Source organism: Stenotrophomonas sp. 14P6.2.3 (assembly GCF_057799055.1).
This window is the reverse complement of record NZ_JBYOLA010000010.1, coordinates 54,907-73,259: the sequence shown is the minus strand read 5'-3', so window position 1 is coordinate 73,259 and position 18,353 is coordinate 54,907. Positions and strand designations below refer to the sequence as shown.

Here is an 18,353-nt window from a genome sequence, read left to right as displayed (position 1 = left end):
ACGGCCCGACTCTTCCCGCCCCTGCGCGCAGGGGAGAACCAGGCATCCATGGAGGTCGCATGACTTCGCATTCCCTCACACTCGATCGCGTGTCGTATCGGTTGGCCGATGGCCGACCGCTGTTTTCCAATCTGTCCTTTTCCTTCGAACCGGTGGCCACCGGTCTGGTCGGCGCCAACGGCGTTGGCAAGAGCGTGCTCGCGCGCCTGCTCGCCGGTCAGCTGTCGCCCGACGAGGGCCACGTGCACCGCAGTGGCCAGGTATTCCTGTTGCCCACACCCGGCTATCCACCACGTGGCACGGTCGGCGAACTGGCCGGTGTAGGCGCCGAACTGGCGGCACTGGCGCGCATCGAAGCGGGCAGCGTCGATGCAGCCGACTTCACCTGCATCGGCGACCGCTGGAACCTGCGCGAACGCCTGCAGCAGCAGTGGCAGGCAATGCAGCTGCCGGCCGACCTTGATCCCGCGCAGCCCGCCGCGCGACTCAGTGGTGGCCAGGCGATGCAGGTCGCCCTGTCGGGCGCGTGGGCCAGCGGCGCGGACTGGCTGATCCTCGACGAGCCGAGCAATCACCTCGATGCCCATCACCGCCGCCAACTGTATGCACAGCTGCAGCAATGGCAGGGCGGCCTGCTGGCGATCAGCCACGACCGTGGCCTGCTCTCGCAGATGGCGCAGATCGTCGAACTGGATGCGCACGGCCTGCAACGTTATGGCGGGCCGTGGCAGCACTATGCCGACGCGCGTGCCGCCGAACGCGAGGCCGCCGCCGCCCAGCTTGACCACGTCCGCGCCCAGCACCGGCAGCAGCAACGCAGCGCGCGCGAGCAGCACGAGCGCCAGCAGCAGCGCCTGGCACGCGGCAACCGCGAGGCGCGCGAGGCCAACCAGGCACCGATCCTGCTCGGTCGGCAGAAGCAGCGCGCCGAAGCCAGCCACGGGCGCGCGCAGCAGATCCAGAGCGATCGCCTGCAGGCCAGCGCTGCGCAGGTACGCGCCGCCGCAGCAGCGGTGCACGTGGCGCCGGAACTGGCGTTGTTCAGTGGCGAAGGCGAGCGTGGCCAAGCCCGTTTGCTGCAGGCGCATGAGCTGGTGCTGCCGCGCGGCTGTCGTGCGCCACTGCAGCTGGAGATCCGTCGTGGCCAGCGCATTGCCGTGGTCGGCGACAACGGCAGCGGCAAGTCGACGCTGTTGCGCGTGCTGGCCGGCGAGCTGCCCGCAGATAGTGGACAGGTACATCGGCACGCGCCGTTGGCCCTGCTCGACCAGCAGCTGCTGAATCTGCGCAGCGAAGAGAGCATTCTCGACGCGGTGCAGGCTGCCAATCCCACGGCCGATCCGGCTGAGCTGCGCACGCGGTTGGCGTTGCTGGGCCTGGATGCACAGCGCATCCAGCGCCCGGCCAGAAGCCTCAGCGATGGCGAGCGGGTGAAAGGTGCGCTGGCCAGCGTGCTGTATGCCGACCCTGCCCCGCAGCTGCTGTTGCTGGACGAGCCGGGCAACGCGCTGGACCTGGCCGCGCTGCAGGCGCTGGAAGAGCTGCTGGCGGCATGGCCGGGGGCATTGCTGATGGTCAGCCATGACACCCACCTCCTGCAGGCCCTGCAGCCAACGCAGGTGCTGCAGGTCGGTGATGCAGGTTGGCAGTGGCGCGATGCGTTGTAGAGCCGAGCACGTGCTCGGCTCCTGCCCGCTGGCATCCACGCATGGCGTGGATCTACTGGCTGGCAATGCGTCCACGTCCATCGGAAGCGATGAGCTGTAGAGCCGAGCCCATGCTCGGCTCCCGCCGGCTGGCATCCACGCATGGCGTGGATCTACTGGCCAGCCGAGCATTCATCCACGCATGGCGTGGATCTACTCATCCACGCTTCCACACCGGAAATGCCTGCGGCATCTGCTGCCACAGCAGAGGCCCGGCCTGCAGTTCGTCGTCGTTGAGCAGGCATGCATCCAGTGCCGAGCGCACCGCGCGCTCGTCCATGTGCACGCCGATCACCACCAGCTCCTGCCGGCGGTCACCCCACAGCGGGTGCCACAGGCGTGCCATCGCCGCGTGCGCCGCCGCGTCCGGGAATTCCTGTGCATCGGGCAACGGCGCGCTCCAGCAGTCGGCCTGCTGCCGGGCCCAGCCCAGATCGCTGTAAGGCAGTGGCGTTGGCGGCAGCAGCGGCGTGGTGTCCTCCTGTCCGGCACGTACACGCTCTCGCGCCGCATACCAGAAGCCCGCCGCCTGGGTGCGCGTGGCCGCGCCCACGCTGTTCAACTCGCCCACCCAGTCCATGCGGTTGGCCAGCCAGAACCAGCCCTTGCTGCGGATCACCCCGGGCATGCCGTGCTGCAACGTGCGTGCGAAGCGGGCCGGGTGGAACGGCCGTCGCGAGCGGTAGACGAAGCTGGCAATGCCGTACTCTTCGGTTTCCGGCGTGTGCTCGCCGCGCAGTTCCTTCACCCAGCCGGGAGCCTGCTGCGCTCGCTCGAAATCGAAGCGGCCGGTATCCAGCAGCTCCGCAAGCGGCACGTCACCGAAGCTGGACAGCAGCAGCTTCGCATCGCGGTTCAAGCCGCGCAGCACCGCCAGCGTGTCCTGCAGCAGCTCCTCTTCCACCTGGTCCACCTTGCTGACCACGATCACATCGGCGAACTCCACCTGCTCGCACAGCAGGTCGACCACGCCGCGGTCATCGTCCGGCCCCGCCTGCTGGCCACGTTCGGCCAAGCGCAGCGTCGAACCGAAATCGGCCAGGAAGGCACTGCCGTCCACCACCGTCACCATCGTGTCCAGCCGCGCGATATCGCTCAGGCTGAAGCCGTGCTCATCGCGCACCGCGAAGGTGGCCGCTACCGGCATCGGCTCGCCGATCCCGGTCGATTCGATCAGCAGGTAGTCGTAGCGGCCGCTGTCAGCCAGGCGCCGGACCTCCTGCAGCAGATCATCGCGCAGCGTGCAGCAGATGCAGCCGTTGCTGAACTCCACCAGCGTCTCTTCGGTGCGACGCAGCTCCGCGCCGCCATCGCGCACCAGCTGCGCATCGATGTTGACCTCGCTCATGTCGTTGACGATCACCGCCACCCGCAGGCCATCGCGGTTGCGCAGTATCTGGTTGAGCAGGGTGGTCTTGCCGGCACCGAGGAAGCCGGAGAGCACGGTGACCGGAAGGCGACGGTCGGCGCGGGAAATAGCGTTCATCTGGGGCTGGGTTGGCTGCAGAAAGGAAATGTTACTGTATAACAATTGTCGCGCAAGGAACCTCCCCACATGAAGTCGCCCTCAGCCGCCCTGCTTGATGCCGGTGCCGTCGCCCTGTCCAGCCTGTGCCTGCTGCATTGCCTGGCGCTGCCCCTGCTGGCGGCCGCGCTGCCGCTGTTCGGCGTCTGGGCCGAAGCGGAATGGGTGCACCTGGTCTTCGTGGCCATCGCGCTGCCGATGACTGGCTTCGCCCTGTGGCGGGCCGAACGCCGACATCCCCTGCCTGCGCTGGCGTGGTTGAGCGCCGGTATCGGCCTGGCCCTGTTGATGGCCGGCGCCCTGGCGCTGCCCTCGCACGCGTGGGAGACCCCGCTGACGGTCACCGGCAGCCTGCTGTTGGCCGCCACCCACATCTGGAACGCACGGCACCGGCACCGATAACGCCACAGGGGTAGTGCCGGCCGCTGGCCGGCAACTGCAGGCTACGTCCGCAGTTCATGAGGTTGCCGGCCAACGGCCGGCATTACCCAGCTATTTGCCGTAGCGGCGCAGCAGCTCCACCAGCACCTCGGCTTCGGCCGCCCGCTGGGCCGGGTCTTCCGCGCCCACCACGTGTTCCTGCAGGTGCTCGTGCAGCAGTTCCATCAACAGGCTATGGGCAGCGCCACGCACGGCGGCCACCTGCACCAGCACGTCGGCGCAGTCGCCTGCCTCGCTCTCGGGCGTGTTCAGCGCCTGCTCCAACGCCGCCACCTGGCCGCCGATGCGACGGACCCGGGTCAACAGCTGCTTTCGATTCCGGTGTACATGCGCCATGACCGGATCATATACCCTATGGGGGTATCCATCCATCACTGCCGCCATGCACCTGGACGCCCTCGCCGCTGCCCGCCGCCACGAACACCGCTTCGACGACGGCAACCCGCTGGCCGAACGCAATACCCGTCGCGCCATGTGGCTCACCGTCAGCATGATGCTGGTCGAGATCGTCGGAGGCTGGTGGTTCAATTCCATGGCCGTGCTCGCCGACGGTTGGCACATGAGCTCGCACGCGCTGGCGCTGGGCCTCTCGGTGTTCGCCTACCGCTGTGCACGGCGCTACGCACACGATCCGCGCTTTGCGTTCGGCACCTGGAAGATCGAGATCCTGGCCGGCTACACCAGCGCCATCGCCCTGCTTGGTGTTGCCGCGCTGATGGCCGTGCAATCGCTGCAACGGCTGTGGGTGCCCGCACCCATCCACTACAACGAGGCCATCGCCATCGCTGCAGTCGGCCTGGGCGTGAACCTGCTGTGCGCGTGGTGGCTGCACGACAGCCCCGGTCATGCGCATCACCATCATGGCCACGGACACGGGCACGACCATGGCGATCATCATGGGCATGACCACGATCACGACCATTCGCACGGTCACGACCTCAACCTGCGTTCGGCCTACGTGCACGTGCTGGCCGACGCCGCCACCTCGGTGCTGGCCATCGTCGCCCTGCTGGGCGGCAAACTGCTCGGCCTGACCTGGCTGGACCCGGTGATGGGCCTGGTCGGTGCGGTGCTGGTCACCGTGTGGGCGATCGGTCTGCTGCGCGACAGCGGTCGCATCCTGCTCGACGCGCAGATGGACGCGCCGGTGGTGGCCGAGGCGCGCGAGGTGATCGAGCAGGGCCCGTGGCCGGCACGCCTGGCCGACCTGCACGTGTGGCAGGTGGGGCGCGGCAAGTACGCCGTTGCTGCCTGCGTGGTCACCAGTGATGCCACGCTCGACCCGGATACCGTGCGCCAGGCCTTGGCGATCCATGAAGAGCTGGTGCACGTGACAGTGGAGATCCATCGCAGCGCGTGACCCCAGCGGGCCGCGGTTCTTGCCGAAAATCTGTACCGGGCGCCACCGCGTACTGCCTACACTGGCCGCACCTGCCCCGTCGGGACATCCCATGCGCGCGCTCCGCCTGCTGCTGCCCGGTGCCCTCCTGCTGCTGGTGGCCTGTTCCGGCGACACCCAGCTGCCGTTCTCTTCCGACCCGATGCTCGGCTGCTTCGCCACCAGCCCGCGCAAGTCCGCCGAGTTCCGTATCGAAAAGGAAGGAAGCCAGTACTTCGTGTCCTTCGAGCGCGACGGCCAATGGCAACGCGAACCCAACGCGCTGTACAAGGCCAGCCGCAGCGACATCCAGCAGTACTTCCGCGACGACGCCGACCAGATCGACAGCGCACTGATCCGCATGGCCGGTGGCTTCGGCATCTTCCATGTCAAGGACGGCGCCACGTTGAAGGCCCGGGCACGCGACAGCGACTACATGGCGCTGCTGTTGATCGGGGCGGGGCCGGTGTATGCGGTGAAGTGCCAGTAACGGCCAGATTGCAATTCTTCCCATGGCCTCAGCGATGCCGCTGGCACACGCTGCCGGTTTCGAGGAGGAATACCGATGCTCTTTCTTCTCCTGCTGGCCGCTGGCACCGCAAAGACCCAGGGTGCCTATGACGAGGTGCGTGAGACCGATGACGGCAAGGTCGTGGTGATGCGCACCTTTGACTGGGAAATCGAAGGGGAACGCGCCGAGCGTGTAACCGTGCATTGGTTGCTGCAGGAAGACGGCAGCATGCGCTACGACTTCGATCGGCAGCCAGCCGCCACCCAGGATGCCCATCGCCGTTCGTGCGCGTTGCAGGGCATGCAGCCCTCACGAGGCGTCGGCATGATCTCAGGAGAAGGAACCATCCACGGATTCAGCTGCACCGACCTGCGGTAGCGCCGTGCCCATGTCCGGCTCGGCTGCACAGCGCCTGCGGTACCATGCCCTCCCCCGAACCACCCCAGTACCCACTGTGCCCCACTACTCCGGCCCCCTGCTGACCCGCGACAGTGCTGACACCCTGCGCCGTGCCCACGACAAGGGCACCACCGAATGGCAGGGCTCGCTCGACCTGGGGCGCAGCGAAGAGACAGCGCAGCTAGGTGCCGAGGGTTTCACCTTCCGTGGCCAGCACTATCCGTGGCCGGGCAAGCTGAAGGACCGCACGCTGTACTACTGGGATGGCGAGGAGTTCTCCTCCATTTCCCGCTTCAGCGGCTCGCTGATCAAGCTGGTGCCGACCGAATGGGGCGCACCGACTTTCGAGATCGACGGCATCAAGATGCTGCCGACCTCGAAGCTGTCGCCGTTCGAGGACGCGCGCCGCAAGGTCGAGCTGGTCGCCCCGGCCGGCAAGATCATCCTCGATACCTGCGGTGGCCTGGGCTACTTCGCCGCCTGTGCATTGGAGGCCGGCGTCGGCCAGATCCGCTCGTTTGAAAAGAACGCCGACGTGATGTGGCTGCGCACGCTCAACCCGTGGTCGCCCGATCCTGATTCAGCCGCCGCTGGCGGTCGCCTGCACTTCAGCCACGGCGACGTGTCGCAGCAGATCGAACAGGTGGCCAGCAACAGCGTCGACGCGATCCTGCACGACCCGCCGCGCTTCGGCATCGCCGGCGAACTGTACTCGCAGGTGTTCTACGACCACCTCGCCCGCGTCATCCGCAAGGGGGGGCGCCTGTTCCACTACACCGGCGCGCCGAACAAGCTGACCAGCGGCCGCGACGTGCCGCGTGAAGTGGCCAAGCGCCTGGAAAAGGCAGGCTTCAAGGCCGAGCTGGCGCTGGACGGCGTGCTGGCCGTCAAGCGCTGAGCCTCACTCGCCGTCCACCTTGGCCAGCTTCATCACCCACTTCGGCACTTCCGGCTCGCCGGCGTAGAATTCCTTGGGCTTGCTCTCGGCCATCGCCCAGCGGTGCAGCCAGCTCGGTCCATAGCGACCGCTGTAGCCCTCCGCACCGCGCGCATAGGCGGGGTCGCGCACGGCCTCCTGCAGCGACACGAATCGATAGCCACGACGCTTGGTGGCCGCCACCAGCTCGGCGAAGGTCGCCGCGTTGAGTTCGTTGGCATGCATCAGCCACACCTGCGGCAGCGCATACCCCAGCAGCGCCTGCGACTGCTTCTCGTAGTAGTCCACCTTGTTCAGCATGTACGGCACATAGCCCTTGCGCAGGCTCGCCAGCGTCGCCTCGCGCTCGGGTGAATCGGGCTGCTCGTTCATCACGTTGGCATAGGCGAAGGCCCACACCCACTCACCGTTGTCGACCGTCACCGGCGCAACGCGGTAGCCGTGCTGCTTGAAGAACACGTCCATCGCCGCGCGATCTTCCGGCGTACGCCCAGCACGCAGATACGGATGACGCATCCACTGTGGCGCCTGCCCGCGTTCGGCCAGCAGCGGCCGCAGTACCTGCTCACCGCGCAGGAAGTCCTGCTGGAATGCCGGCACGCCCTTGGCATTGAGGTCCATGTGCGACCAGGTGTGGTTGCCCAGCGCGTAGCCGGCGTCCAGCCAGTCGCGCAGCATCTGCACGCGCGCCGGCTGCACCTTGCCATCCACTTCCAGCTTGTTGCCGTTGACGAAACCGATCACCGGCACGTCAGCCTGGCGCAGCTGTGCCATCAGTGCGGCATGACGCGCCTGCAGATCCGCCGGCACGATCTCATCCAGGCGCGCCCACGGCAGATCGTCAATGGTCACCGCAATGCGCCGATCGACTTCGGCAGCGTGGACGGTGAGAGACAACAACAGCAACGGCAACGCACGCAGGAGCAGACGCATCGGTACATCCATGGGATGAGGATGCAGCGACTGTAGCGCGATTGAGCCTTGCAGCCGAGCGTGGGCCAGGTGTTGCGGCGCTGGGCCGAGTCAGCGGGCGATATCCGTACCGGGCCTCAGGGCTGCGTCAATCGCGAAGTAATGCGCCATAACCACAGGCCAACCACCATCGCTGCCAGCAACAGCCCACACAGGATGATGGCCAGCGCGTCAGGCGCGTGCGGCGGCACAAGGTCTGCCCTGGCGAAGAGCTGCAGCAACCATTGCCGCATCGAGGACGGCAGCTCATGTCCATCCGGTGCCAGATCTGTCATGCACGCAGCCGGCAGTGCTGTGGTGATGCCTTCCCACACATGCTCATACAGCCGCAGCATCGCGCTGGCCAGCAGCAGCGCCGCCGCGTGCAGGGCAAGCAGGCCCCATGCACTGCGGCGTAGCGGCGCATCAACATGGCGCAGCCAGTGCACGCAGACCAGGAGCGTACCCAGCAGAGCAAGCACCAGCGCTGCCATCGGCAACCAGCACAGTGGCTGCCAATCATCCAGCGCACCGGCACGCGCCAGCAGATGCTCGGCCACGTGCAGGCGCGCGCCCGGATCGGTGCCACCACAGGCCAAGGACAGTGGCTCCAACAGCAGGTCCACGCGGTGATGGAAGTAACCTGCGGCCAAGCCGACCGACAGCAGCGCCACCACCTGCAGCAGCAACAACATCAGGCCAGCGCCGAAGAAGCGCCCGAGGCGGGCAGTGAAGGCAGTCATCGGTGTATCCCCAGCGAGTGACGCGCATGCTAGCCAAGCCAACGGCCGCTGTCGGCTGGCAGATGCGACACCATCGCGGATGACGCGCGATCATGTCCGCTGCATATGCGCTGCACGCGGGCATGTTGTCGATGGTGGGGCTGTATCTGTTACTGCGGCGCGTCAGGTGGCGCGTCAACCACGCGGCAGTTTCGCCGCCCACATGTTGTCCACCAGGTTCGGGTAACGACGCCCGTTCTCCTCTGCCCGCTGCCGCGCCGCCGCCTTCTGCGCCTCCGTCAGAGGCTGCGTCTTCTGGCCCTTTGGGTTGGGCTTCTTCCAGGGCGGCGTGCGGGCAGTAGGCATGTGCGGATGATGCCGTAGTCGGTGTTACTTCTTCAGGAATTCCAGCAGGGCCAGATTGAAATCATCGGCGTGGCTGGTGTTGCAGCCATGCGGCGCATGCTTCAGCACCACCACCTCGCTGCCGGCGATGGCCGCGTGTGTGCGCTTGCCCGAACCTTCGAACGGCACCGTGGCATCGCTGTCACCGTGCAGCACCAGCGTCGGTACCGTCACCTTCTTCAGGTCCGCACGGAAATCGGTGGTGGCGAACGCCTTCATGCACCCCAGCGCGGCGTTCTGGTCGGACTGATGGGCTAGCGCGATGGCGGCCTGGCGCTCGTCCTCGGTGACCATCAGCTTGCCATCGGCACTGAAGAAGTCACGGGTGAAGCCGTCGAAGAACGCTTCGCGGTCTTTCTCCAGTCCCTGGCGCATCTCATCGGCCTTTTCCTGGGTCAGCGGCCCGTCCGGGTTGTCCGCGCCCTTCAGCAGGTACGGCGGCACAGCCGAAGCGAACACCACGCTGTGCAGGCGATCCTCACCATGGTTGGCGATGTAGCGCGCCACCTCGCCACCGCCCATCGAGAAGCCGACCAGGGTCACGTCGCGCAGGTCACGCTCGTCGATCAGGCCGGCCAGATCAGCGGCCAAGGTGTCGTACTCGTAGCCATCGGCAGGCTTTTCGGAGCGACCGAAGCCGCGGCGGTCGTAGCTGATCACGCGGTAACCCGCATCACGCAGCAAGGGCACCTGGGCCTTCCATGCTTCGGCCGACAACGGCCAGCCGTGGATCAGGATCACCGGCCGGCCGGTGCCGCCGGTGTCTTCAATGTGCAGGCGGACGGAGGAGGTAGGCATGGGAGCTCCGGGGGGGAATGAGGACCCCAGCCTAGGCACTCGCGACGGAGACGCCCGTGATGGAATCGGCTCAGGCCATGACATCGCGTACACGGGTGCCGGGCCGCACAGGTTCACACCCGCCAGTGCGGCATTGGTCGGGCCCTGGCCCCGTTTCGTCAGCGTCCGCTTACGGTGAGACGGCCCCCGTGCCAGTCTGCGCCGGTCCTCAACGGAGCCACGCCATGCTGCTCGCCCTGCCCCTGCTCGCCGCCGCAGTCGCCGGCACCTCCCCCGCCAGCGACACCCTGCGCGAGCAGATCCGCGCAGCCGACACGCAACTGTTCGCCGCAGCGTTCGACAGCTGCGACGCCGACAAAGCCGCCGCGATGACCACCGAGGACATGGAGTTCTTCCATGACAAGGATGGCAAGTCCGCCAGCAGTCGCGCCGACTTCCGCCGCAGCGTGGCCAACCTGTGCGACAACGCGCGCAAGGGCGGCTGGCACCTGCGGCGCGAGCTGGTGGAGAGCTCGCTGCAGGTCTTTCCGCTGCAGGATGATCGCGCCCTGGAAATCGGCGACCACCGCTTCCATGAGCGTGGCACCGATGGCGTTGAACGCTGGACCGGCCAGGCCCGTTTCATCCAGATCTGGCGACGGGTGAACGGTCAATGGCAGGCCGAGCGCGTGATCAGCTACGACCACCGCCCAGCGGACAAATGATCGTCAGCCGCGCAGCGTCCGCTCAGTCACGCAGGTTGATGGCGCGCGTCAGCATCCAGCAGCCGTAACGTCGCGCAAAGGTGTAGGTGTCTCGCTCGGTGTCGCTACCGAAGGTCACGCGCTGCCCGTTGTCATCGATCGGCTCGATCTGCGTGGGCGCGTTGTAGGTGCCCGCGCGCATGCGCTCCAGCGCAACCGGATCACGGCTGACCGGCGAAGGCACGAACAGATCGAACGCAGCGAGGTAGCGGTAACTGAAACGTTTCAATCGCGCGGCGCCCTGTTCCAGCACGACGTGCGTGGGCGCCAGCCCCTCGTGGTCGTCGCGCACGGTGTGCATGGGCACCTCGTACTCAAGCGGGTCCGAGGTGTAGCGCAGGCGCACCCGGTCATCGGCCGGATCGGCAAAGCGTTGCAGGAAACGCGTGAAGTCCTGCGATGGACAGGCGGGATCGTCCGCTGCTACCGGCGTGTCAGCCACCGCACTACCGGCGCAGGCCCACAGCCCCACGCCCAGCAGCAACCGCGCGGCCGCCTGTCCCCGTATCCGGATTGTCTCCCCGTGCACCATGCTCTCCCCCGCTGCCATTGCACCGGACGCCATCCCCTGCGTCGCCGGGCCACAGGCTAGCAACAAAGCGGTTACCGGCGCAGCCTGCGACCGATTTACACTGGCCACATCCGGCCACACGGTAGCGGCCACATGGAGCCCCCAATGACCCCTGACGATTCCCTTCACCAGCAGATCCGCCAGAACGTGGCCGCACTGGACGAGAAGCACGGCCGCGCGTTCGATGACACCAGCGAGAACGTGGCGGCCAGCCTGGCCGTCAAGGCCCGTGAACAGGGCCTGGAACGCGCCGACCACGTGGTGGTGAGCAATGCCACCGCCAACCACCCGGCCGGGCACAACATCTTCGTGGTGCAGGGCGACCCGGCCAACCCGGCACACCTGCGGGCGATGCTGCCGACTGCCGTGGCCGCGCAGACGCCGGCCGAGGAGTCGCTGCAGAAGCTCGGGCTGGGTGGGCAGCAGCCGGTGCAGGCTGAGCAGCAGACGTTGGATGCACAGGTACAGGATCAGCAGCAGAATCCTGCGCATCGTCTGGGGTGATGTTGGCTTTCAGTGTTGCGGATCGATTGATCGCATTCACCCAGAGTGAAAAGCGGTGTGAGCAACGCAAGCGGTCTTGGCACATCCGTTTGCTCCAGCTGCCTCACTCCCGCCGTCCGTGACAGCATGGTCACCGAAATAGTCCGGAAGATGCTATGTGGACACAGACAAATTGATGAGCAGTAACCTTTCCGAGCTCAGAAGAATCATCGACCACGCTGTCGCAGAACTCCGACCGGTGCTGGCCTGGATCGAGCGTCACCCGGTTCTTGTGGCTTCCTTTGCTGTCTTACTTCCAAGTGCTGGCATCTACTATTACGCGGTACAGCAGCAGTTGCCGCTCAGCCTGCTTTCATCCGACGCGGTTTCCGCTTTGCCGATGCTGCTGGCCGTCACTGTGCTGCGGATCTTGGCGCTTTCGGTACTGTTCTTTTCGCCCATCGCATTGTCTCCCCATCGCTTCTCCTATTCGCCAGGGAAGGGAATCAAGCTCCTTCCGGAGGGCAAGCAGGAGCGAAAGAGGATGCTGAGGCGATGGAGCTTGGCACTCATCGTGCCGGGCGCACTGCATTTCAGTGGCATCTATGTGGCGTCGTACCACGAGAAAGTCTCAGACATCGCGCTATGGGCCAGCGTCATCGGTTGCCTTGCGGTCTTCGTCATACTGTCACGCTGGGCCAAGCCAAGTGAGACTAAGCACAAGTGGGTATCGATGGATACCTATTTCCTTCTGGCGATCGGCTTCGTGCAGCTACTCGCGATCAACACCATCATGCGACTGACGCTGGGACTCGCCGACGATGAAAGCGATCTGTTGATCGGGCTCGCGCTGCTCTCTTCCGCGCTGTTTCTTGGCCTCCTCCAATCCTTGATTATTTTGGTGATCGATGAGTTCAGCGAGAAGTATGGCGTCGGCGTGCTTGGCTTCTCTATCGCAGCCATGCTGATCATCTGCGGCATGCTCTTCCCCCTCACGGGGGGATACCTGACTTCCCAAGTGGTCAACCCCCCCTCTCGTGGCAATTCTTCCGGCTGCATGACGCTGGAATTGAACTCCCGCGATGGCATCTCTGCAAAGCTACTTGCTGGCTCCAGTACCCTGACTCATGAAGTGAAGCAGGTGTACTCGACCAGTGCCGTTCTACTGCTGCGTAAGGTGGGCGACGAAACCAGATCGGTGTATCGGCTACCGGCAGAGAAAGTAGCCGAGTTCATCCCCTGCCCGCGTAAAGAAGAACAGAAGCCCGGCAGTAAGTCCTAGTCCCTCCAAATGCCAAGCCATGGCTGGCCTCTATAGGCCATTAGATGCTTGCACCATGCAGCCAAACGAACGCTCTGCAAGCAGCCGCAGCCTGCGGCTATCGTGTTCGCTGAACGCGCCGCCATCTAACACAACCTCGTCACAGTTCGGAAGCCTGTGAGGACAGGCCATGTCCTGAGAAATATGGTGCGTTCGGCCGCATCGTGTCTCCACATTCGACAAAGCGCCATAAGGCGTCACTGCATGACGCTAACGACCCCAAATTGATACGCATTGCAAATCGATCTCCCAACATGCATTAATTGCGCCTATCGACATGGGCGCAGGGGGCGTGGTGGGTATCAGGGATGAATTGCGAACCGTCATGGAACTGCAGGCTCAGTACAGTTCGTTGCCGACAGCTGCCATGCAGGAGCGTGGCCAAATCATCAAGCACCAACTACCCGCGCTCCTTAGAGAGGACGCAGAGCAACTCTGTATTGCAGCGGGTATCGAGCGAGGCGAATTTTTACTAATGGGGCGCGATGGGATCGGCAGAAAGTCCCAGGTTCCCTGGGTTCGTTTTGCCTCCAGAACGCGTTCACCTACTGCAACTGAAGGCTGGTACGTCGTATGGCTGTTTCGGGAGGATGGCTCAGGGGTCTACTTGGCTCTGTCCCACGCATCCACGGAGAAGATTGATGGTGACTTCATCAAGCGCTCGCCTGATGAAACGCAGCGCCTAACGAAGTGGGCACTGGAGATCCTTGAAGCTGACATCGCCAGGGATCCGCGCCTCGTCAAAACGATGAATTTAGGCAGCGGCTCCCTTGCTACGGCCTACGAAAGCACAACAGCCGTTTCCTACTTTTACTCCAACAACAATATTCCATCCGACGAGCAGCTGCGCACCGACATGCGATCCATGGCGCGGATGCTGCGGCACATCTATCGCGGGGAACCAGCGCAGAAACGGAGTGGGCAAACCTCGCCGGATGTCATTGTAGTGGTGGAAGCAATCGAGGAAGCTGCCTCGGGCCGCAAGAGGGCCGGGCAAGGCTTTGGGCATACTCAACCGGAGCGTCGTGCCGTCGAACTGCGGGCAATGGCTATTGCCAAGGACCACTTCTGCGATGCGGGGTACCAGGTCGAGGACACCAGCGCGAACGCGTCCTACGATCTGAAGATCGTTAAAGAAGGTCAGACGCACTACATCGAGGTCAAAGGCACCACAGGTGGCTTAGGAGACATCGTGCTCACCAAGAACGAAGTTGAGCACCACCTGAAATGTCACCCCAACAACGGCCTGTTCGTTGTGCATGGCATCCAACTTCACGTGCAGAGTTCAGGACCCGTGGGCACTGGTGGTACCGCGTTCCTTCGAAGGCCCTGGCAGATTTCAGAAGAGCACTTGCAGCCGCTTGCTTATCGCTATCGCATCACATAGTGCTGAGATGATTGGCCGCGCACTGGTGGAGCGCGGCCAATCCTCACACTTTACAGCTGGATCCGCGCCACGCTCTCTTCCGAGCCCTTGGCATCCTTCTCGCCGTTCTTGATGCTCACGTACAGCACGTTGTTCTTCGCATCCAGCGCCAGGCTGTTCGGATGCGTCGGCACGGCGTAGGTAGCCACCTTCTGGTAGCTGTCGCTGTTGTACGCGGTCACCGTACCCGCTTCGCGGTTGGTCACGTACAGGCGCTTGCGCGGTGCATCCAGCAGGATGCCCAGCGGGCCGGCGTCGGTCGGGATGCTGGCCAGTTCCTTGCCGTTGCTGCGGTCGAGCACCAGCACGCGCTGGCCCGGGTGCTTGCTGACCAGCCCGCTGCTCTTGGTCTGGTAACCACGCAGCATTTCCGAGCCCTGGTCGGTCACGAACAGGCGCTTGCCGGCCGGGTCCAGCGCGATGTTCATCGGCTGCTCGGCGGCGATCCTGTGCTGGGCTTCCACCTTGTTGGAGTCGGTGCCGACCACCACCAGATCGGCCAGCAGATTGCTGGTGTACACGCGCTTGTTGGCGGCATCCAGCGCAAGGCCCGGCGCCTTGGCATTGCCCAGGCCCGGGATGGTGTTGATCACCTTCAAGGTGTTGGTATCGATCACGAACAGCACGCTGCTCACATCGGGCTGGCTGCTGTGGCCGGTCACGTACAGGCGGTTGGCGGCGCTGTCGACCACCAGTTCGCGCAGGTCGTGGGTGTAGGCGGCCTTGCCGTCCTTGCCGGTCTTCTTCTCCATCAGCTGCACGGTGCCGATGGCCTTGTTCTGTGCGGTGTCGACCACGGTTACCGACAGGTCCACGGTGTTGCCCACGTACAGGCGGTTGTGCGCGTCATCCAGCACCACGCCGAACGCCTTGCGCTCCAGCGGGATGCGGGTTTCCACGGCGAGCGTAGTCGGGTTCAGGCGCAGCACCTGGGCCGGGCCGGCGTTGTCACCGAAGCCACCGGACGAGGCAACGAACACGGCGTTCTGCTTGGGGCTGTAAGCCAGCTCGTACAGGCCCTGCGCGATGGCCTGGCGCTGCACGGCGGTGGCGGGGCTGCTGGCGGCGGCGGCTTCAGCGGCGAAGGCGGTCGGGGCACCAAGGCTCAGCGACACGGCGACGGCCAGTGCGGCCGAACGGAAAAGGGAATTGCGGATCATGCGAGCGTCCTTCAATGGGCACGGAGGGTGTCCTGGCTCGCGGGGCCGTTCTTCGACGGCCCGGCCCTGCATCTGTCTGCGCGGGGTGGGGCTGGCTGGGTAGCGGGGGAATGGTAGCAGGTGGGGCCCGTGGCGTCCGCCTGCGGATGCATGGCGGACGCGCGATCCTGCACCGCGCGCCTACGCCATGCGCGGAGCTTGCGTCTGGGCCAACTGCTGCTCTTCCTGCTGCCGCTGGGCATCCCGCTGCGGCAGCGCCTGCGCCAGCTGCTCGATGCGCTCGAAGGAGGCCGCCACCGGCGTCTGTGCGGCAACGTCGGCCGGCAGGCTGGCGCGCTGGTGCGCCGGGTCGTTGCGGTCGCCCTGCACGATGAAGAGGTTCGGTGCTGCATCGCCACGGCGGTCGCCGAGCAGCACGTCGTCCACGCGAGCGAACTGCTGCTCTTTGGAGAGCGCGAGAAGGCTGGCGCTGACGTTGCCGTTCTGCGCGCCGAAGGCATTCATCGCGACCACGCGCTCATGGATCTGATTCAGACATGGGTTGTCGGCGTGGCTGGGATCGCCCGGCGTACCGGTCCAGGCCAAGGCATCTGCACGGGCGGGATCATTGATGTCCGTGGACCACCGCTGTATCGCATTGGTCTGCACGGGCATCGGCTTCCATTCTTCCCGGTCCAGCTCGCTGCCTTTCACCTGTGGCCGGATGCTCTGCACCGGTCCGATGTTGTCCAGCACCTTCAACGTACCTTCGTACGTCTTGAACTCACCGAAGATGGTGTTGCCATGAATACCGGCGTGGTTCAAAGCGCCCCAGGCGAAGTCCACGCAGGAGTTGGAGGCAAGGTTGTAGTTCTTTGCATCGAAGCCGTGCTTGGCAGGATCTTTGGCGAACTCGACGATCTTGTTGTACTGCTCGTTGCTGATCTCGATTGTTCGCTGATAGCGAGGATCCTGGTAGACCCTCACATCATTGGCATCCACCGTGCCATGGCTGCTGCCATCCGGCTCGATCTTGCGGGTGAAACCAAAACTCAGCGGGTCTGCTTTTTCCCCCACTTGATTGAGGGACAGATACATATGGCCGACATCGGAGCTGTCCAGATCAATCCATTCATTGCCCCGCATGCCGCGACGAGGCGTGCCCGGCGCAGCAACATGGATGGTGACGGTGTAACGTTCTGCTGCATCCTGCATGATCTACTTCTTCCCTAGCGAGTAATACGCGGCGATGAACTCGGCTTGCATCCCCTCGAACTCAGGGCGATCTTCGACAATATCAACGGTAACGCGATAGCGACCCGGATCAATCAAACCTGCATCGGCGATCTGCAGAACCTCATAGAACATATCCTGGGATTGCAGCCCGGCCTGTTCCAGGGGATAGGCGTCCACGCTGTCTTGGAACAAACGTTCGACGTGGCCATCCTGAGGAAGCTTTTGCCAGCCACGGCCATCATCGGACGACCTTGAAAGCGGCATGGGCACCGGCGTTGAGCCGTCTACACGCTCCAAGCGAATCCGCGTCTGAAACGCCCCGCGCCTGAGGCGATCAGCAGCATCTGATACAGGCTTCTGATCGGCGCCCTGCATTCTCAGCCCGAGCTTCAGCCAGGACATTTGTGGGTCGACCACCACGGGCGCCTCAAAGGTCACATCCACGATGCGCCCCGCCTTGTCCAATCGCACGCCGCGCGTGAAAGGCACCACAGTGCGTGCATCAGCCTCGGCCCGGGTCAGTAGCTTCGGCGCTTCAGCTGGCGGTGAGGCGCTGCCGCAGCCCACCAACAGGGCAAGCGCAGCAAACGCAACAACCGCACGCACCGCCCGCATCACTGCTCCTTCAACCGCAGCGAATCGGCCACGTCGGTTTGTGCCGCAACCTCGGTAGCAATGCTCGCACGACGATGCCCCGGGTCGTCACGGTCACCCTGCACGATGAAGATGCTCTCGGCCTCGTGGCTGCTCTTCGTCGGCCGGCTGAGCAGCACGTGGTCCACGCGGGACAGGTTGTTCTGCTTGGCCAGCACCAGCAAGCTGGCGCTGATGCGCTGGCTGGTGTCGTCGAAGGTGCGGCCGTGGGCGGCGTCCAGCTCGGCCACCTTCTGGATCAGCTGCGCGAACAGCCGGTGGTCCGGGTGCGAGGGATCCAGCAGCGTGCCGGCCACTTCCATCGCGCTGGGCGGCGGCTCGTGGCTCGGGCGACCGCCTTCGCGGTGCAGCTCGGCCTCGCGTTCGGGCATCGGGTGATGCTGTTCGCCATTCAGCTCGCTGGCCGGGAATGGCGCCGCAATGCACTGGATTTCCGGCAGGTTGAACAGCACCGCGAACTCGCCCAGGTCGCTGCCACCGTCCAGAGGTGCCGGCTGCGAATGCAGGCCGGCGTAGTGCAGCGCGGCCCATACAAAATCGCTGCAGCGGTTGATGGTGGCGGGTCGATCAACATCGAACTCGAACTCGGCCGGTTCCTCGGCGAAATCGCGCAGGCAGCCGTAGTGCTCCTCGCTGATCTCCAGGGTGCGGCTGTAGTACGGGTCGCGGTGCTCGTCGGCATCGTCGTGCACGACCTCGGCGTACTGCACACCGGCAGCGGTCTCACCGGTCGGAAGGCGCGGCGGTGCGAAGCCGTAGCTGTGCGCTTCCTCGCCGGCGGTGGTCTGGAAATACATGTGGCCGCGCGGTGAGCTGCCGCCGCTGTTCAGCGGCGTGCCGGGCGCGACCAGAAAGAGGGTTACCGTGTAGCGTGCTGCTTGCTCCATGCCTGCTCAGCCTTATTGGGTACTGCGGTCCTGGCCGGATGATCGCATAGGTGGGTTCGCGGGCAGGTGGAGAGCTCGGGCCGGGATGGCGGTGGCTTGCTGAATGTGTGAACCAGCGTG

20 protein-coding genes are annotated in these 18,353 nt (G+C 64.9%); 10 read left to right on the top strand and 10 right to left on the bottom strand.

Annotation, left to right across the window (positions count from 1 at the left end; genetic code table 11):
- Nucleotides 1–59 precede the first annotated feature (59 nt).
- Nucleotides 60–1,667, top strand: coding sequence for an ATP-binding cassette domain-containing protein (locus AC27VL_RS10245; RefSeq protein ID WP_488766269.1), 1,608 nt, complete (start codon nucleotides 60–62; stop codon nucleotides 1,665–1,667).
- Between the two features lie 196 nt (nucleotides 1,668–1,863).
- Here AC27VL_RS10245 and AC27VL_RS10240 read toward each other — a convergent pair whose 3' ends face one another.
- A complete protein-coding gene (locus tag AC27VL_RS10240) occupies nucleotides 1,864–3,192 on the bottom strand; it encodes a GTP-binding protein (RefSeq protein ID WP_488766267.1) in 1,329 nt (442 codons plus the stop codon).
- A 69-nt stretch (nucleotides 3,193–3,261) separates the two neighbouring features.
- On the opposite strand from AC27VL_RS10240, the gene AC27VL_RS10235 reads away from it, so the two are divergent.
- Nucleotides 3,262–3,633, top strand: coding sequence for a MerC domain-containing protein (locus tag AC27VL_RS10235; protein ID WP_089238366.1), 372 nt, complete (start codon nucleotides 3,262–3,264; stop codon nucleotides 3,631–3,633).
- Nucleotides 3,634–3,723: 90 nt separating this feature from the next.
- Here AC27VL_RS10235 and AC27VL_RS10230 read toward each other — a convergent pair whose 3' ends face one another.
- A complete protein-coding gene (locus AC27VL_RS10230; protein WP_488766265.1) occupies nucleotides 3,724–3,975 on the bottom strand; it encodes a metal-sensing transcriptional repressor in 252 nt (83 codons plus the stop codon).
- A 79-nt stretch (nucleotides 3,976–4,054) separates the two neighbouring features.
- Between AC27VL_RS10230 and dmeF the strand changes: the two genes are divergently transcribed.
- From dmeF to AC27VL_RS10210, 4 genes are all read left to right on the top strand, one after another.
- Entirely contained in the window at nucleotides 4,055–5,032 is a 978-nt protein-coding gene (gene dmeF, locus AC27VL_RS10225; protein ID WP_488766263.1) for a CDF family Co(II)/Ni(II) efflux transporter DmeF, read from the top strand.
- Nucleotides 5,033–5,123: 91 nt separating this feature from the next.
- A complete protein-coding gene (locus tag AC27VL_RS10220; protein ID WP_089238360.1) occupies nucleotides 5,124–5,540 on the top strand; it encodes a hypothetical protein in 417 nt (138 codons plus the stop codon).
- A 75-nt stretch (nucleotides 5,541–5,615) separates the two neighbouring features.
- Complete coding sequence (locus AC27VL_RS10215) at nucleotides 5,616–5,939, top strand: hypothetical protein (protein WP_230113083.1); 324 nt, start codon at nucleotides 5,616–5,618, stop codon at nucleotides 5,937–5,939.
- Nucleotides 5,940–5,949: 10 nt separating this feature from the next.
- Nucleotides 5,950–6,858, top strand: a complete 909-nt coding sequence (locus AC27VL_RS10210) for a class I SAM-dependent methyltransferase (RefSeq protein ID WP_488766260.1) — start codon at nucleotides 5,950–5,952, stop codon at nucleotides 6,856–6,858.
- A gap of 3 nt (nucleotides 6,859–6,861) precedes the next feature.
- Here the strand turns inward: AC27VL_RS10210 and AC27VL_RS10205 are convergent, their stop codons facing one another.
- The 3 genes from AC27VL_RS10205 to AC27VL_RS10195 all read right to left on the bottom strand — a co-directional run bounded on the left by AC27VL_RS10205 (nucleotide 6,862) and on the right by AC27VL_RS10195 (nucleotide 9,773).
- Complete coding sequence (locus AC27VL_RS10205; RefSeq protein WP_488766258.1) at nucleotides 6,862–7,830, bottom strand: polysaccharide deacetylase family protein; 969 nt, start codon at nucleotides 7,828–7,830, stop codon at nucleotides 6,862–6,864.
- Nucleotides 7,831–7,946: 116 nt separating this feature from the next.
- Nucleotides 7,947–8,591, bottom strand: coding sequence for a hypothetical protein (locus tag AC27VL_RS10200; RefSeq protein WP_488766256.1), 645 nt, complete (start codon nucleotides 8,589–8,591; stop codon nucleotides 7,947–7,949).
- Nucleotides 8,592–8,960: 369 nt separating this feature from the next.
- Entirely contained in the window at nucleotides 8,961–9,773 is an 813-nt protein-coding gene (locus tag AC27VL_RS10195) for an alpha/beta fold hydrolase (protein WP_367786157.1), read from the bottom strand.
- A 224-nt stretch (nucleotides 9,774–9,997) separates the two neighbouring features.
- Between AC27VL_RS10195 and AC27VL_RS10190 the strand changes: the two genes are divergently transcribed.
- Nucleotides 9,998–10,477 (top strand): nuclear transport factor 2 family protein, encoded by a 480-nt coding sequence (locus AC27VL_RS10190; protein ID WP_191078673.1) that lies wholly within the window; start codon nucleotides 9,998–10,000, stop codon nucleotides 10,475–10,477.
- 22 nt (nucleotides 10,478–10,499) lie between these two features.
- Here the strand turns inward: AC27VL_RS10190 and AC27VL_RS10185 are convergent, their stop codons facing one another.
- On the bottom strand, nucleotides 10,500–11,045 hold the full coding sequence (locus tag AC27VL_RS10185; RefSeq protein ID WP_191078674.1) for a hypothetical protein: 546 nt from the start codon (nucleotides 11,043–11,045) through the stop codon (nucleotides 10,500–10,502).
- A gap of 147 nt (nucleotides 11,046–11,192) precedes the next feature.
- Between AC27VL_RS10185 and AC27VL_RS10180 the strand changes: the two genes are divergently transcribed.
- The 3 genes from AC27VL_RS10180 to AC27VL_RS10170 all read left to right on the top strand — a co-directional run bounded on the left by AC27VL_RS10180 (nucleotide 11,193) and on the right by AC27VL_RS10170 (nucleotide 14,278).
- Nucleotides 11,193–11,591 carry an XVIPCD domain-containing protein gene (locus AC27VL_RS10180; RefSeq protein ID WP_488766253.1) on the top strand — a complete coding sequence of 133 codons (399 nt, stop codon included), beginning with the start codon at nucleotides 11,193–11,195 and terminating at the stop codon, nucleotides 11,589–11,591.
- A 175-nt stretch (nucleotides 11,592–11,766) separates the two neighbouring features.
- Nucleotides 11,767–12,852, top strand: coding sequence for a hypothetical protein (locus AC27VL_RS10175; RefSeq protein WP_488766252.1), 1,086 nt, complete (start codon nucleotides 11,767–11,769; stop codon nucleotides 12,850–12,852).
- A 364-nt stretch (nucleotides 12,853–13,216) separates the two neighbouring features.
- On the top strand, nucleotides 13,217–14,278 hold the full coding sequence (locus AC27VL_RS10170; protein ID WP_488766250.1) for an MrcB family domain-containing protein: 1,062 nt from the start codon (nucleotides 13,217–13,219) through the stop codon (nucleotides 14,276–14,278).
- A gap of 50 nt (nucleotides 14,279–14,328) precedes the next feature.
- Here AC27VL_RS10170 and AC27VL_RS10165 read toward each other — a convergent pair whose 3' ends face one another.
- The 4 genes from AC27VL_RS10165 to AC27VL_RS10150 all read right to left on the bottom strand — a co-directional run bounded on the left by AC27VL_RS10165 (nucleotide 14,329) and on the right by AC27VL_RS10150 (nucleotide 18,233).
- Nucleotides 14,329–15,477, bottom strand: a complete 1,149-nt coding sequence (locus AC27VL_RS10165; protein WP_488766248.1) for a YncE family protein — start codon at nucleotides 15,475–15,477, stop codon at nucleotides 14,329–14,331.
- 180 nt (nucleotides 15,478–15,657) lie between these two features.
- Nucleotides 15,658–16,671 (bottom strand): XVIPCD domain-containing protein, encoded by a 1,014-nt coding sequence (locus AC27VL_RS10160; RefSeq protein WP_488766246.1) that lies wholly within the window; start codon nucleotides 16,669–16,671, stop codon nucleotides 15,658–15,660.
- A gap of 3 nt (nucleotides 16,672–16,674) precedes the next feature.
- A complete protein-coding gene (locus AC27VL_RS10155; RefSeq protein ID WP_488766244.1) occupies nucleotides 16,675–17,307 on the bottom strand; it encodes a hypothetical protein in 633 nt (210 codons plus the stop codon).
- Nucleotides 17,307–18,233, bottom strand: a complete 927-nt coding sequence (locus AC27VL_RS10150) for an XVIPCD domain-containing protein (protein WP_488766243.1) — start codon at nucleotides 18,231–18,233, stop codon at nucleotides 17,307–17,309. Before AC27VL_RS10150 ends, AC27VL_RS10155 begins: the two co-directional genes overlap by 1 nt.
- Between the last annotated feature and the right edge of the window lie 120 nt (nucleotides 18,234–18,353).